The organism is Pseudomonas sp. GM78, assembly GCF_000282475.1.
GTDB lineage: Bacteria > Pseudomonadota > Gammaproteobacteria > Pseudomonadales > Pseudomonadaceae > Aquipseudomonas.
In genome coordinates this window covers 44497-58102 of the sequence record NZ_AKJF01000212.1, presented here as the reverse complement: position 1 = coordinate 58102, position 13606 = coordinate 44497, and the positions used below count along the sequence as shown (strand labels likewise).

General features: G+C 62.3%; 13 protein-coding genes. 6 read left to right on the top strand and 7 right to left on the bottom strand.

Annotation, left to right across the window (positions count from 1 at the left end):
- Positions 1-11: 11 nt before the first annotated feature.
- Both PMI35_RS01695 and PMI35_RS01700 read right to left on the bottom strand, forming a co-directional pair.
- On the bottom strand, positions 12-491 hold the full coding sequence (locus tag PMI35_RS01695) for a LabA-like NYN domain-containing protein (RefSeq protein ID WP_007946629.1): 480 nt from the start codon (positions 489-491) through the stop codon (positions 12-14).
- 128 nt (positions 492-619) lie between these two features.
- On the bottom strand, positions 620-1378 hold the full coding sequence (locus tag PMI35_RS01700) for a DUF2076 domain-containing protein (protein WP_008066032.1): 759 nt from the start codon (positions 1376-1378) through the stop codon (positions 620-622).
- A 177-nt stretch (positions 1379-1555) separates the two neighbouring features.
- On the opposite strand from PMI35_RS01700, the gene PMI35_RS01705 reads away from it, so the two are divergent.
- Positions 1556-2230: a YciC family protein gene (locus PMI35_RS01705; protein ID WP_032832167.1), complete on the top strand. Its 675-nt coding sequence runs from the start codon at positions 1556-1558 to the stop codon at positions 2228-2230.
- Positions 2231-2296: 66 nt separating this feature from the next.
- On the top strand, positions 2297-3376 hold the full coding sequence (locus tag PMI35_RS01710) for an endonuclease/exonuclease/phosphatase family protein (RefSeq protein ID WP_008066030.1): 1080 nt from the start codon (positions 2297-2299) through the stop codon (positions 3374-3376).
- A gap of 9 nt (positions 3377-3385) precedes the next feature.
- On the opposite strand, the gene hrpB is transcribed toward PMI35_RS01710, so the two are convergent.
- A complete protein-coding gene (hrpB, locus tag PMI35_RS01715) occupies positions 3386-5905 on the bottom strand; it encodes an ATP-dependent helicase HrpB (RefSeq protein WP_008066029.1) in 2520 nt (839 codons plus the stop codon).
- A 109-nt stretch (positions 5906-6014) separates the two neighbouring features.
- Between hrpB and PMI35_RS01720 the strand changes: the two genes are divergently transcribed.
- Positions 6015-6434 (top strand): hypothetical protein, encoded by a 420-nt coding sequence (locus PMI35_RS01720; protein WP_008066028.1) that lies wholly within the window; start codon positions 6015-6017, stop codon positions 6432-6434.
- Positions 6435-6463: 29 nt separating this feature from the next.
- Positions 6464-7372 carry a cation diffusion facilitator family transporter gene (locus PMI35_RS01725; RefSeq protein WP_008066027.1) on the top strand — a complete coding sequence of 303 codons (909 nt, stop codon included), beginning with the start codon at positions 6464-6466 and terminating at the stop codon, positions 7370-7372.
- Here PMI35_RS01725 and PMI35_RS01730 read toward each other — a convergent pair.
- Positions 7354-8265: a DUF6515 family protein gene (locus PMI35_RS01730; RefSeq protein ID WP_008066026.1), complete on the bottom strand. Its 912-nt coding sequence runs from the start codon at positions 8263-8265 to the stop codon at positions 7354-7356. The genes PMI35_RS01725 and PMI35_RS01730 overlap by 19 nt on opposite strands.
- 435 nt (positions 8266-8700) lie before the next feature.
- Here PMI35_RS01730 and PMI35_RS01735 point away from each other — a divergent pair, with 435 nt between their 5' ends.
- Entirely contained in the window at positions 8701-9180 is a 480-nt protein-coding gene (locus PMI35_RS01735) for an Lrp/AsnC family transcriptional regulator (RefSeq protein WP_007894448.1), read from the top strand.
- 213 nt (positions 9181-9393) lie between these two features.
- A complete protein-coding gene (locus tag PMI35_RS01740; RefSeq protein ID WP_007937369.1) occupies positions 9394-9603 on the top strand; it encodes a DUF2788 domain-containing protein in 210 nt (69 codons plus the stop codon).
- Here PMI35_RS01740 and PMI35_RS01745 read toward each other — a convergent pair.
- The 3 genes from PMI35_RS01745 to PMI35_RS01755 form a co-directional block, all read right to left on the bottom strand.
- The gene (locus PMI35_RS01745) at positions 9598-10233 is read right to left on the bottom strand and encodes a pseudouridine synthase (RefSeq protein ID WP_008066025.1); all 636 of its coding nucleotides are present in this window, start codon (positions 10231-10233) and stop codon (positions 9598-9600) included. The two genes, PMI35_RS01740 and PMI35_RS01745, sit on opposite strands and share 6 nt — an antisense overlap.
- A gap of 69 nt (positions 10234-10302) precedes the next feature.
- Complete coding sequence (amn, locus tag PMI35_RS01750; RefSeq protein WP_020798730.1) at positions 10303-11802, bottom strand: AMP nucleosidase; 1500 nt, start codon at positions 11800-11802, stop codon at positions 10303-10305.
- Positions 11803-11936: 134 nt separating this feature from the next.
- Positions 11937-13586, bottom strand: a complete 1650-nt coding sequence (locus PMI35_RS01755; protein WP_008066023.1) for an acyl-CoA dehydrogenase family protein — start codon at positions 13584-13586, stop codon at positions 11937-11939.
- Positions 13587-13606 lie beyond the last annotated feature (20 nt).

The following is a 13606-nucleotide window of genomic DNA, read 5'->3' as shown; positions in this document are numbered from 1 at the left end:
CTCCGTAAAAATCAATTCTTGAGCAGCAACGCGCCTTCGATCGGCACGTAGCGGCTGGCGGCGCGGATCAGCGAGTTGGCCGTCAGGCCCGGTACCCCGTAGGCCACCGCCTGCACGCCGTGCTTGCTGATGATGCGCTCCAGCAGCATGTCGAAATCACCGTCGCCAGAGGCCAGCACCACTTCATCGACATGGTCGGCGGCGTCCATGATGTCGAGGGTAATGCCCACGTCCCAGTCGCCCTTGGCCGAGCCGTCGCTGCGCTGGATATAGGGCTTGAGTTTCACGGTGAAACCGAGGTTGCGCAGGATCTGCTGGAACTGCTGCTGTTTGCTGTCGCCACGATCGATCGCGTAGGCATAGGCCTCGACGATCTCGCCTTGCTTGCTGATATCAGCCCACAACGCGGCATAGTTGAAGTGGCAACCATAAGCCTGGCGCACGGTGTAGTAGAGGTTCTGGACATCGGCGAACACTGCGATTTTTTTCACCGGACACCTCGATAAAGCGCAGGCAGGGTCAGGCACCAGGCCCGAAAAGTCGCCCAGTATGCCAGCCAAAAGCAGAGTTTCGCGAATAATCGGCCCGAAGCGCCGCAGCGCCTCGGACGAATGGTGTATCAGATGAAGGAGTCGTCGTCGCCGCCAAAGAACGATGAGCTGTCATCGCTGTAGTCGGCGTCGGCAAAACCGCCCTGGTTGTTGGCATAGGTATCGTTGCCGGCCATGCGTTGGTCATCGCCCCAGCCATTGTTGCCTTGGTCGTTGACCTGGGCCGGTTCTTCCTTGATGACTTCGACGACCTCCTGGGGTGCCTGGTTGTGGTGGAACAGACTGCTGATGCCTTGTGCCAGCATCACGCCACCCGCCACACCGGCCGCGGTTTTCAGCGCACCACCGAGAAAGCCGCTGCCAGCCGCCGGGGCCTGTTGCTGGGGTGCATAGCCCTGCTGTGGAGCAGCTCCGAAATTCTGCTGCGGTGGCGCGTTGAACGACGGCCGCGCCGGTTCGCGCCAGCCGCCACCGCCGGATACCGGCGCACTTTGTGTGGGCGCAGGCTGCGGACTGCCACCAAAGATACTCGACAAAAAGCCACCGCTGCTCGGCGCCGGGGCTGTCGTTTGCGCCTTGGCCTGCTGCAGTTCGGCCTGCAATTTCTGGATTTGCGCCGTCAGTTGCTGGTTCTGCCCGTCGAGGCTCTTGATCGCCGCCTCCTGCACCAGAATCGCCTGGGTCATGAAATAACCCGCCGCCGGTTGGCGTGCCAGGTGTTCCTTGATCCGCGCCTCGGCCAGGGCGTCGCGCGGGGCTGAGTCCGTCTCGGCCTGTTGCAGCCGGGAAAACAGTCCATCGATCAGGGTTTGTTCTTCGCTGTTCATGGCGACCTCATAGATTGCCTGGAAAATCGTTGCTTTTACCCATAAAGGATAAGCTGCCCGACCTTAATGGAGGCTGAAACAAGTTGTTTCAATGAGCTTTACCGAACGTTTACGTTTGCGCCCTCCCGCGCATCATCGGTTAAAGTGGGCAACTGCTTTCAACTGCGATATCTACTGATGAATCCGTTCGATGTACTGCGCGACTCCTTGTATTTCTTCAAACGCAATCTGGGCCAGATCGTACAGCTGTGCCTGCCGCTGGTGATCATCGAAGCCCTGTTGCAACAAGTGGTCGACCACTCCACCGAGCCGGACAGTTTCCCCGGTATCAGTGTGATCGTCGGCTTGCTGGTCTATCCGCTGTACACCGCCGCCCTGATCCTGTTCCTCGACGCCCGCAGCCGGGGCGAATCGCCCAGTAACCGCGAGCTGCTGTCGAGGTCGGCCTATCTGTGGCCGCGTTTTGCCTTGCTGACCGCCCTGAACACCTTGCTGATCCTGCTGGGCTTGTCGCTGTACTTCCTGCCGGGCATCTGGCTGATGGTGACCCTGGCTTTCGGCGAGTACCTGCTGGTGCTGCGGGGCCTGGCACCATTGCAGGCCATGAAGGAAAGCCTGCGTCTGACCCGTGGCCACTTCATGCGCATCCTGGTGTGCATCCTGTGTGTGATGGGGCCCTTGTGGTTGCTCAAGGGCGCAACGTTGGCGGCGTACCCCGAGCCGCAGAACCCGGCGATCTCGCTGTTGATCGACAGTGCCCACAGCTTCTTGCAACTGTTCACCAGCGTGGTGCTGTTCCGCCTGTTCATGCTGATCAGCGAAGTGCCGGAAAAAATCGATGGCCCACGTTGACCGTGGGCGACCGCTCGTCAGTCGGGTATGCTCGGGGACAATTTCCGTAACGCGATAAGCTGAGCCATGACGCGACTGCTGCGCTACACCTTGCTGGGATTGTTGATCGTCATCGGCTTGATCACTGTGATGACTTACAGCCTGACCTGGCGCCCCGAGGCCAGGGAAACAGCGCCGGTTGCGTGCAGTACTCAGGCGCCAGTCCTGGCACCCGGCCAGGCACTGAAGGTCATGACCTGGAACGTCCAGTACCTGGCGGGCAAACGCTACGTGTTCTGGAATGACCTGGCCGCCGGCGCCGACGATTCCCCCACGCCGGAAGACATGGCCTTCAGCCTCGACGAAGTGGCGCGGGTTATCCGCGACGAGCAACCGGACGTCGTGCTGCTGCAGGAACTCGATGACGGCGCCAAGGCCAGCGACTACCAGAACCAGCTCAAACTGCTGCAGGAGCGGCTCACCGACCTGTATCCGTGCAGCGCCCATGCCTTCGACTGGAAGGCTGATTTCGTGCCGAACCCGCACATTTTCGGCAGTGTCGGCCGGCAACTGGCGACCCTGAGTCGCTATCAGATCGAGCACGCCGAACGTCTGCAATTGCCGATCGCATCGGCCAACCCGATCAGTCGCCAGTTCCAACCGAAAAACGCGCTGCTGGTGACCTACCTGCCATTGAGCGACGGTGGCCAGCTCGCGGTCCTCAACACCCATCTGGACCGAGTGACCCAACCTGACGAGACGTTGCAGGCTCAGGTCGCGGCCGTGGCCAAGGCCCTCGACAAGTTTGAAAGCCGCGGTACGCCCTGGCTGATCGGTGGCGACTTCAACCTGCTGCCGCTGGGACAATACCAGCGCCTGCCCAGCGAACAGCGCACCCCCTACTCCGCCGACAGCGCCCTGCATCTGTTGTGGGACAAGTACCCGATGATCCCCACCAACAACGAATCCAGCGGCATCGATCGCGCGCGCTGGCTGACCCATTACCCGAACGATGCCGGCTTGAACGGCCCGGACCGGACCGTCGACTATCTGTTCTACAGCCCGCGGATCAAGCGGGTCGAGGCGACGGTGCGGCAAGACGATACCCTGCGCATCTCCGATCACCTGCCGGTGATTGCGCGGTTTCTACTGCCCGCCGCGCCGTAGATTACGGCGTCATTGCTTGCGCGGCTTGATCCGCGCCGTGGCTTCGGCCACCAGCGGGTCGTCCGGCCAGTAATGTTTCGGGTAGCGTCCCTTCAGGTCTTTTTTCACCTCGGCGTAGGTGCTGCGCCAGAAGTTCGCCAGGTCCTGGGTCACCTGCACGGGCCGCCGCGCCGGGGACAGTAAATGCAGCTTGACCACTTGCCGGCCACCGGCGATGCGTGGGGTTTCGGCCAGGCCGAACAGTTCCTGCAAGCGCACGGCCAGAATCGGCGGCTGTTCGCTGTAATCCAGACGAATCGATGAACCCGATGGCACGCTCAAGTGGTGCGGCGCCAACTCGTCCAGGCGTTGCGGCAGAGGCCATGGCAACAGGTTGTGAACGATGCTTGAGAGGTCGAGATTGGCGAAATGACTGAGTCGCGAGACTTTGCCCAGATACGGCATCAGCCAATGCTCAAGGGTGTTCAGCAGCGCCGCATCGCTGACATCTGGCCAATCGCTTTCGCCCTTTCCACCCAGGTCCAGCTGGCGCAACAACGCCACACGTGCCTGCCACTGGCGCAACTCCAGGGTCCACGGCAACAGTTCCAGGCCTTTGCGCCGCACCAGGTTGACCAACGCCTGGCTGCGGGCCTTTTCATCGAGACCGGTCAGCGGTTCGCGGCTGAGGATAAGCTCGCCCACCTTGCGTTGGCGCTCGGCCCGTAGCACACCTTCGCGCTCATCCCAATCCAGTTGATCGACGCATCGCACCTGTTCGGCCAGTACCGAGTCGAACAACGCCGGATCGAAATCCGCCGCCAGATAAATCCGCTCTTCACGCTGGCCCTGACGGCTGCCGAGATCGGCAATCACCAGCCACGGCTGCTTCATCAGGCTGTCGGCTTCGGCAAACAGCGCGGCGCGACCGTTGGCCAGGCGATACTCGGCGCCGCCGGCACGGCGTTGTTGGGCGACGCGGTCGGGATAGGCCAAGGCCAGCAGCGCACCGAGCCAGCGTGGATGATCGGGATCGCCGACCGGCTCCGACGCCTTGGCGCGCAGGTAACCTCGATATTGCCGCGCCAGCTGCCGGGCTCGTTGTACGCCACCCTGGGCACCCCGAGCGCCGCGCGCCTCGCCGGACAACAGCGCCAATCGGCTGTGCAAGTCGGCGCCGGCACCACGCAGGATATCGCGCTCCCCGAGCAAGGCCGCAACATCGCAAGCCATGTCGGCCAGGCCGAGCGCCTGTCCACGTAACAACAGGTGCGCGATACGGGGATGCGCCGGCAGTTCGGCCATGGCCTGACCGTGACGGGTCAGTGCTTCGCCATCCAGCGCGCCAAGACGAACCAGCAGGTCCTGGGCCTGTGCATAAGCGGCTGCCGGAGGTACATCCAGCCAAACCAGTTGGCCCGGTGTCACGCCCCATCGTCCCAGCTGCAGCGCCAACCCGGCGAGATCCGCCGAAAGAATTTCCGCACTGCCATAAGCCGCCAATTGTTCGTGCTGATCCTGTGACCACAAGCGATAGCACACACCCGGTTCCAGTCGTCCTGCCCGGCCCGCACGCTGGGTAGCACTGGCCTTGGAAATACGTTGGGTGTCGAGGCGGGTCATACCGCTGCCGGGATCGAAACGCGGCACCCGCGCCAACCCGGCGTCGATCACCACGCGCACGCCGTTGATGGTCAGGCTGGTCTCGGCGATGTTGGTGGCCAGCACCACTTTGCGTTTACCCGGCGGCGCCGGATCGATCGCCGCCCGTTGCGCGGCGAGGTCCAGCTCACCATGCAACGGGCAGAGCAGGATTTGCGTGTTATCGCCCAGCGCATCCACCAGTTGTTGATGCACGCGACGGATCTCGGCCTGCCCCGGCAGGAACACCAGCACGCTGCCGGACTCATCGTTCAAGGCTTCGAGAACGGTCTGCACCAATCGCGGCTCGATGAATTCACCGGCCTGGAATGGCCGGCCCCAGCGCATCGCCACCGGGTACATGCGCCCTTCGCTGCGCAGGATTGGCGCATCGTCGAGCAACCCGGCCAGGCGCTCGCCTTCCAGGGTGGCCGACATCAGCAGGATCTTCAGCGGCTGATCGTCACGGAACAGTTCCCGGCCATTGAGGCTCAATGCCAGCGCCAGGTCGGCGTCGAGGCTGCGTTCGTGGAACTCGTCGAAGATCAACAGCCCCACGCCTTCAAGCGCCGGATCGTCCTGCAAGCGCCGGGTGAGGATGCCCTCGGTGACCACTTCGATACGGGTGTTGGGGCCGACCTTGCTGTCGAGCCGAATGCGATAACCCACGGTTTCACCAACCTTCTCGCCCAGCTCACTGGCCAGACGCTCCGCTGCCGCCCGCGCGGCCAGGCGGCGCGGTTCAAGCATCAGGATGGTTTGCCCGGCCAGCCACGGCTCATCAAGCAAGGCCAAGGGCACGCGGGTGGTCTTACCGGCACCGGGCGGTGCTTCGAGCACGGCTTCGTGACGTGTAGCGAGGGCTTCACGCAAGGCGGGTAAAACTTCATCAATCGGCAAAGAAATCATGCTGGCTCCCAAACAGAGCGGCGAGTATAACGGCGAACTGCGGGGCGTTCGTCAGGGTCTTAATTCATACCGACTACGCTTCGTTTGGAAATAACCCAGGAGATTTCATATGCGTGTTCCCTTTCGCCTGATCGGCGGTGTTTTGGTCGCGACCCTGCTGACCCAGCTCACCGCGTGCGGTTCGATCTTCTACCCTGATCGCCGTGGCCAGATCGACGGCAAGATCGACCCGGCCATTGCCGTGCTCGATGCCGTGGGCCTGCTGTTCTACGTCATCCCCGGCCTGATCGCGTTTGCCGTGGACTTCGCCACCGGCGCGATTTACTTCGCACCGGGTGAAACCGCACAGGTGGCGCCGGAAAAACTCAAGGAAGCGATCGGTGCCGACGGCAAGGTCGATAACCTCAAGTTGCAGACTATCCTGGAGCGTGAAACCGGCCGCAGCTTGCCACTCGACGATCCACGCCTGATCCAGCACAAGGGCAGCGCCCAGCAACTGGCCATGTTCGGCCTGCAACCGGCCGCGTAATCGGGGCACGACGAGGAACATCCGCACTCATGATTTCCAGCTCCGAACACGCCCGCCTGCTGCGATTGGCGACCCGTGCCTCGGTGGCGGTGGCTTGCACGCTGATCGTCGCCAAAGCCATCGCCTGGTGGCTGAGCGGTTCGGTGAGCATGCTCGCCGGGTTGACCGACTCGGCCCTTGACGGCGTGACCTCGCTGCTCAACCTGCTGGCGGTGCACTACGCCTTGCGCCCGGCCGACGACGATCATCGCTACGGGCATGGCAAGGCCGAGTCACTCGCCGGCATGGCGCAGGCGCTGTTCATCGGCGGCAGTGCGGTGTTGATCGCGCTGCAGGCACTGGACCGGCTCAAGCATCCGGAACCAGTGGGCGCACCCTGGATCAGCATCGGGGTGATCGTGTTCTCGCTGGTCCTGACCCTGGCGCTGCTGATGGTGCAGCATCGAGTGGTCAAGGCCACCGGCTCCAACGCGGTGCGCGCCGACTCCCTGCATTACCGTTCGGACCTGCTGCTCAATGGCAGCATCCTGGTGGCGCTGGTGCTCGCCGGGTTTGGCTGGCACCAGGTCGACCCCTGGTTCGGCCTGGGCATTGCCGCCTACATTTTCTGGAGCGCGGTCACCATCGCCCGGGAAAGCTTTGCGGTCTTGATGGATGAGGAACTGCCGGCGGATGTCAGCCAGCACATGTTGGAACTGGCCTGCAGTGTGCCGGGGGTATTGGGCGCCCATGATTTGCGCACGCGGATTTCCGGCAACCAGTGGTTTGTGCAGCTGCACCTGGAATTGCCGGGGGAATTGACCCTGTCAGTCGCCCACGGCATCAGCGACCAGGCCGCCGACGCGATTCACGCCGCCTACCCGCGGGCCGAAGTGCTGGTGCACGCCGATCCGCAGGAAGTCGTCAAAGCCGCCAGGGCTCAGAACGTCACCCGATAACCGCGACTGCCCAGGCAACCGCCCTGGGCCTGACGGTAGGTCTGTACCACCGCCGGGTCCGGTTGATAGGTATCGACCCGCGGGTCAAAACCACTCTGCTCGACCGCCCAACGATAGCAATCGTAGCCGTCCTGGTTGACCTGTTCCGGTGACTGGCCGTTGGCCGGATAAGCCTCCACGTCGTAGCCATTGCCGGTTGCCAACGGTTGGCCAGGCGGCTCGACCACCACGTAATCCTGGGTGCTTTCCTGATAGGCGTAGTAGGAACCGGCCGCGAGGAACAGCAACGAACCCCCGATCCAGACTTCACGGGCAAAATCGGGCAGGTACTGCACGCGAATCCCGCGCGGCGGCTGCACCACCACGTAACGCTGGCCTTGCGGGCGATACCAGTAGCCACCGGAGTAGTAGTAATCCCGGCCACCATAGGGCACACGGTAGTCGCGGTCCGGGAAGCGCTCGATCACGTGCCCCGGACGATACTGCGGGCCGGGGCCCCAGCCATTGCCGTGACCACTGGGACGACCCTGCCAATGGTTGTTGTCGTTGGTCGGCGCACCGATATAGCCGTTCCAGCGCGAATCGGGATCGTTGCGCCGCGGCTCGTCCTGATAGTATCCACGCCGCGGCGGCTGAGTCTGTTGCACGGTGTCGGGTCGAGGCTGGATGGGCAAGTCATTGGCCGGCAGTTGCGGTGGTGGTGGCGGCGAGCGCACACGGCTGTTGTAATCCGGCGCTGGGCGGCTCTGCCATTGGCCGTTGCTCTGGTTTTGATTCTGACCGTTGTGCTGATTAGGTTGCTGGCCATTCTGCGGCTGGTCGGCCAGCGATTGCGCGGTGACACTGACACACAACACACCAACACCGGCCAAACGCCAGATGCGCGATCTCATGCTTTTCCTCTATGCGGGTCAGGGCCTGTAGGTAAGACTGGAAATGCATAGGCCGGTTCTGCAACAGGTTATCAGTCGCGAAACTTATTTATTGAGGGCGGGTGCTAAATGGCGGGCAAGAAAAAGGGGAGACCCGTCGGCCTCCCCTTGAGAACTTCGTCCGTGCTCGACGCTTTTGACGTCGGCTCACCTCACGCCGTCTTCTGGACAGTGTGCAGCTCGGGGGCCAGCACATCCCCTGTGGGGGTGGCGACCGCGGCGGGCCTGATTCGGCGAGCCGCATTGGACTGTTTGTCCGAGCAGTGATTCTGGTGATAAGAATAGGCCCGGAGCGCCGGCAGAGGATTGCGAAGATTGCTCAAATAAACATCACTTGCGCAATTTTTAACCCTGGATAGATAATCTGTCGCAATAGTTATGACAAGGGACCGTTTGATGAGCAAACTTGACCGATATGACCTGAGCATTTTGGCTGAATTGCAGCGCGACGCGCGCATCTCCAATCAGGAGCTGGCCGAACGCATCGGCCTGTCACCTTCCCCCTGCTCACGGCGGGTCAAGCAACTGGAAGACGACGGCTACATTACCCGCCAGGTCGCCCTGCTCGACCGCAAGATGCTCGGCCTGAGCTTGACCGCCTATGTGCTGATCGGCATGGACCGACACACGCCGGAGCGCTTCGAGAACTTCGAGGCGGCCATTCGTACCTTGCCGCAGGTACTGGAATGCAGCCTGGTGACCGGAATGGATGCCGATTATCAACTCAAGGTCGTGGTGCCGGACATGGATCACTACCAGAAATTGCTGCTGGGGCATTTGACGCGGATTGAAGGGGTGACCAGTGTGCGGTCGAGTTTTGTGCTCAATCAGGTTTTGAACAGCACTGAGCTGCCTTTGACTCATCTGCGTAGCTGAAACCGCCATCGCTGGCAAGCCAGCTCCCACAAGGTTTTATGTCGATCGCCATATTGTGCCCGACACGAAACCCTGTGGGAGCTGGCTTGCCAGCGATGGGGCCCGCACAGGCGACGAATAGCTGCGACACACTGCCGCAGGTCAACTCGCAGCCAATAACCATTGGCGTATACTCGCCGCGCCCTTTTAGCCTCGCCCGCGCGGAGATGTTCAATGGATCCAGCAGTTTTCGAAGAGTGGATGATGACCGGCCTGGTCAGCATCCTGATCATTTTCATGGGTTTCATCGTCTGGGATCTGGCGAAGAAATCCAAGGCCGGACGCTTCGGCTCGTTCATTCTGTTTTTCGTGCTGGGCCTTGGCGTTGCTGCATTTGTGATCAAAAGCGTGGTCATCGGCTTGATCGAATCCGGCACCTTATAAACGCGCCGGCACTTCCTTCCACTGGCCCTGCTCGAGCCCCTCGATCGACCAGTCACCGATCCTGACCCGCACCAACCGCAACGTCGGCAGCCCGACCGCCGCCGTCATGCGCCGCACCTGCCGGTTGCGGCCTTCGCGAATCACCAGTTCCAGCCAACTGGTCGGCACGCTCTTGCGAAAACGTACCGGCGGATTGCGCGGCCATAACTCAGGCTCCTCCAGTTGCCGCGCCTCGGCAGGCAGGGTCATGCCATCGTTCAATTCCACACCGTCACGCAAGCGCTGCAATTGCTCGGCGCTCGGCTCGCCTTCGACCTGCACCCAGTAGGTCTTGGCCAGCTTGTGTTTCGGGTCGGCGATACGCGCCTGGAGCTGGCCGTCGTTGGTCAGCAGCAGCAGACCTTCGCTGTCGCGGTCCAGCCGTCCTGCGGGGTAGATTCCCGGCACATCGATGTAGTCCTTGAGGGTCGTGCGCCCTTCTGCGTCGCTGAATTGCGTCAGCACATCAAAGGGTTTGTTGAACAGGATCAGCTTGGGCGCAGCGGGTGGCGCCTTGGCGACACGGCGCGGGGCTACGGGGAATGGCTTTGCGCCAGGGCGACGGGAAACAGGACGTTGTGGACGGGACATGGTGAAGGAACATCTAACGGTCAGGGCTGCTAATGCTAGTAGCCCGACCGTCAAATGACCATCGCCAAATCAGCGGAACGGCGGCTCGTCGAAGCTGCGCAGTTTGCGCGAGTGCAACGAGTTGAGTTCGGTGCGCAACAGATCCACGGCTTCGATACCGATTTTCAAGTGCTGGCTGACCGCGCGCTCATAGAAGGCGTTGGCCGAACCTGGCAACTTGATCTCGCTGTGCAGGGGCTTGTCCGACACGCAGAGCAGCGTGCCGTAAGGCACCCGCAAGCGGTAACCCTGGGCCGCGATCGTGCCGCTTTCCATGTCCACCGCCACGGCGCGGGACAGGTTGATCAGCGGGCGCTCCTGGGCCCAGCGCAGCTCCCAGTTACGGTCGTCGTAAGTCAGTACGGTGCCGGTGCGCAGGCGCTTTTTCAGCTCGTCGCCCTTCTCGCCGGTAATGTTGGCCGCCGCCTGCTGAAGCGCCAACTGCACTTCGGCCAGGGCCGGAATCGGAATATTCGGCGGCACCACCCGGTCGAGAATCCCGTCACGGCGCATGTAGGCGTGGGCCAGCACGTAGTCGCCAATGGTCTGCGACTGGCGCAACCCGCCGCAGTGGCCGATCATCAGCCAGCAGTGCGGACGCAGCACCGCCAGGTGGTCAGTGATGTTCTTGGCGTTGGACGGCCCGACGCCGATATTGACCAGGGTCACGCCATGACCATCCGTGGCGATCAGGTGGTAAGCCGGCATCTGGTAGCGATGCCAGACCACACCCGCGGCAATCGCCGAAGCTTCGCCGTGATCCATGCTCTTTTCGATGATCACATTGCCCGGCAGTACCATGCGCACGAAGCGCGGGTCTTTGCGCAATTGCTCCAGGCCATGGACGATGAACTGGTCGACGTAACGGTGATAGTTGGTCAGCAGGATCCATGGCTGCACATGCCGCCAGTCGCTGCCGGTGTAATGCACCAGTCGGCGCAGGGAAAAATCCACCCGGGCGGCATCGAACAGCGCCAAGGGCAGCGGATCGGTGTTTTCCCAATCGTACAAGCCGTCGGCAATGCCATCGGTCGCCGCCGACAGATCGGTACTCGGGAACACCCGCGCCAGCACGGCGGCGGTGACACCGGAACCGGCCAACTCATCGCCTTGCTCGACCACGTACGGATAAGGAATGTTCTGCTGGCTGACACCGACCTCTACGGTCACGGTGAAGTCGTGCATCAACGGCACGAGCTGTTCCAGCAGGTATTTACGGAAAGCAGCGGGATGGGTGACGGTGACGCTGTAGGTGCCCGGCAACTGGACCTTGGCGTAGGCACGCGTGGTCTGCGGGACTTCGCCCTGGCAGTGGTAGGTCAGACGCAGTTCGGGATAACGAAACATCGCCCGTTGCTCGGCGTCCGGCTCGACACGATCCTTGAGATAACGCTTGAGCGCCTGGCTCAGCGCGGTGGTTGCACGATTGTGCAAGAGCGCAAGCCGGTCTACAGCTTGCTCGGCGGTTTGAACCACAATAAAAGCTTCGGTCACGATCAGCATCCTGTGTTCTGACTTGCAGGCCTTCATCTTGCCTGTATCGTCGCTTCACGGGAACCCTGTGGGAGCCAGCCTGCTGGCGATAACGGTGTATCAGCCAACAGACAGGGTGAATGTTATTGCGCTATCGCCAGCAGGCTGGCTCCCACAGGTTTTTTCAGTGTTCAGAATCCTTGCGGGGTGGACCTGGTGACAATAGCTTCCACATCCACCCCTCCCGGCAACGCACCGTACACCCGACCACCACCACTAAGCCGACTGGCGATAAACCCGTCACTCACCGCCGAATTCCCCGCCTCCAGCAATAGCTTCGCCTGTAACCCGAGGGCAATGCCTTCGGTCAACTGCCGGGCACGGTATTGAATGTCGTCGGTATCCTTGAAGGCCGCCTGCAATTGGTTGATGTGCGCGGTCAGGCGTTTGTCGCCATGACCATCGCCTAACTCGTTGAACAACGCATCGAGCACACCCGGCTCCTTGGACAGGGCGCGCAGCACATCGAGGCATTGCACGTTGCCGGAGCCCTCCCAGGTCGAGTTCACCGGTGCCTCGCGGTACAGGCGCGGCAGGATGCTGTCTTCCACGTACCCCGCTCCGCCCATGCATTCGGCGGCTTCGTTGATCATGGCCGGCGCGCGTTTGCAGATCCAGTACTTGCCCACCGCCGTCACCAGACGGGCGAATTTGGCTTCCTGTGAGTCGTCCAGATGATCGAGCGCCCGGCCCATGCGCAGGCTCAAGGCCAGGGCGGCTTCGCTCTCCAGCGCCAGGTCCGCCAGCACGTTCTGCATCAGGGGCTGTTCGCTGAGCAACTTGCCGCCGACCTGGCGGTGGGCGCAGTGATGGCTGGCCTGGGTCAGTGCCTGGCGCATCAACGAACTGGAACCGACCATGCAATCGAAACGGGTCATGGCGACCATCTCGATGATCGTCGGCACACCGCGCCCCTCCTCACCGACCATCCACGCCAGGGCACCGCGAAACTCCACTTCGCTGGAAGCGTTGGAACAGTTGCCAAGTTTGTTTTTCAGGCGCTGGATGTAGAACTGATTGCGCGTGTCGTCCGGGCGATGGCGCGGCAGTAGGAAACAGGTCAGCCCCTTGTCGGTCTGCGCCAGGGTCAGGAAGGCATCGCACATGGGCGCCGAACAGAACCACTTGTGCCCCACCAGTTCGTACGTCTGGCCAGGACCGCTGGCGCCCACCGGATAAGCCTTGGTGGTGTTGGCACGGACATCGGTACCGCCCTGCTTCTCGGTCATGGCCATGCCGATCGTGACGCCGGCCTTGTGGGCCATGCCGACGTTGCGCGGGTCATACTCGGTGGCCAGGATCTTCGGCAGCCATTGGTCCGCCAGGTCCGGTTGCAGGCGCATTGCCGGGACGCTGGCGAAGGTCATGGTCAACGGGCAACCGCTGCCGGCTTCGGCCTGGCTATGCAGGTAGGTCATGGCGGCGCGGGCGACATGCGCGCCGGACTGCGGGTGCGCCCAGGGCAACGAGGTCAGGCCATGCTCGATCGCCGTGCGCATCAGCTCATGATAGGCCGGGTGAAATTCCACCAGATCGATGCGATGCCCATAGCGGTCATGACTGCTGAACACCGGCTTGTTCTGATTGGCCAGGAACCCCGCCGCCATCAGCGGTCCGCCGGCGAGAGCGCCGTATGCATCGATTCGCGATTCGGCCCAACCGCCCCCGAAACGCCGCGCCCACTCCTGCAGCGGCAAGTCGATGCGATATAGGTTGGCGCCGTCCAGCGAGGGTGGCTGGTTGGTGACTTCGTGGGTTTCGGCGAACTGATGCAGGTTCATGACGGGGCTCCTTTGCTCAG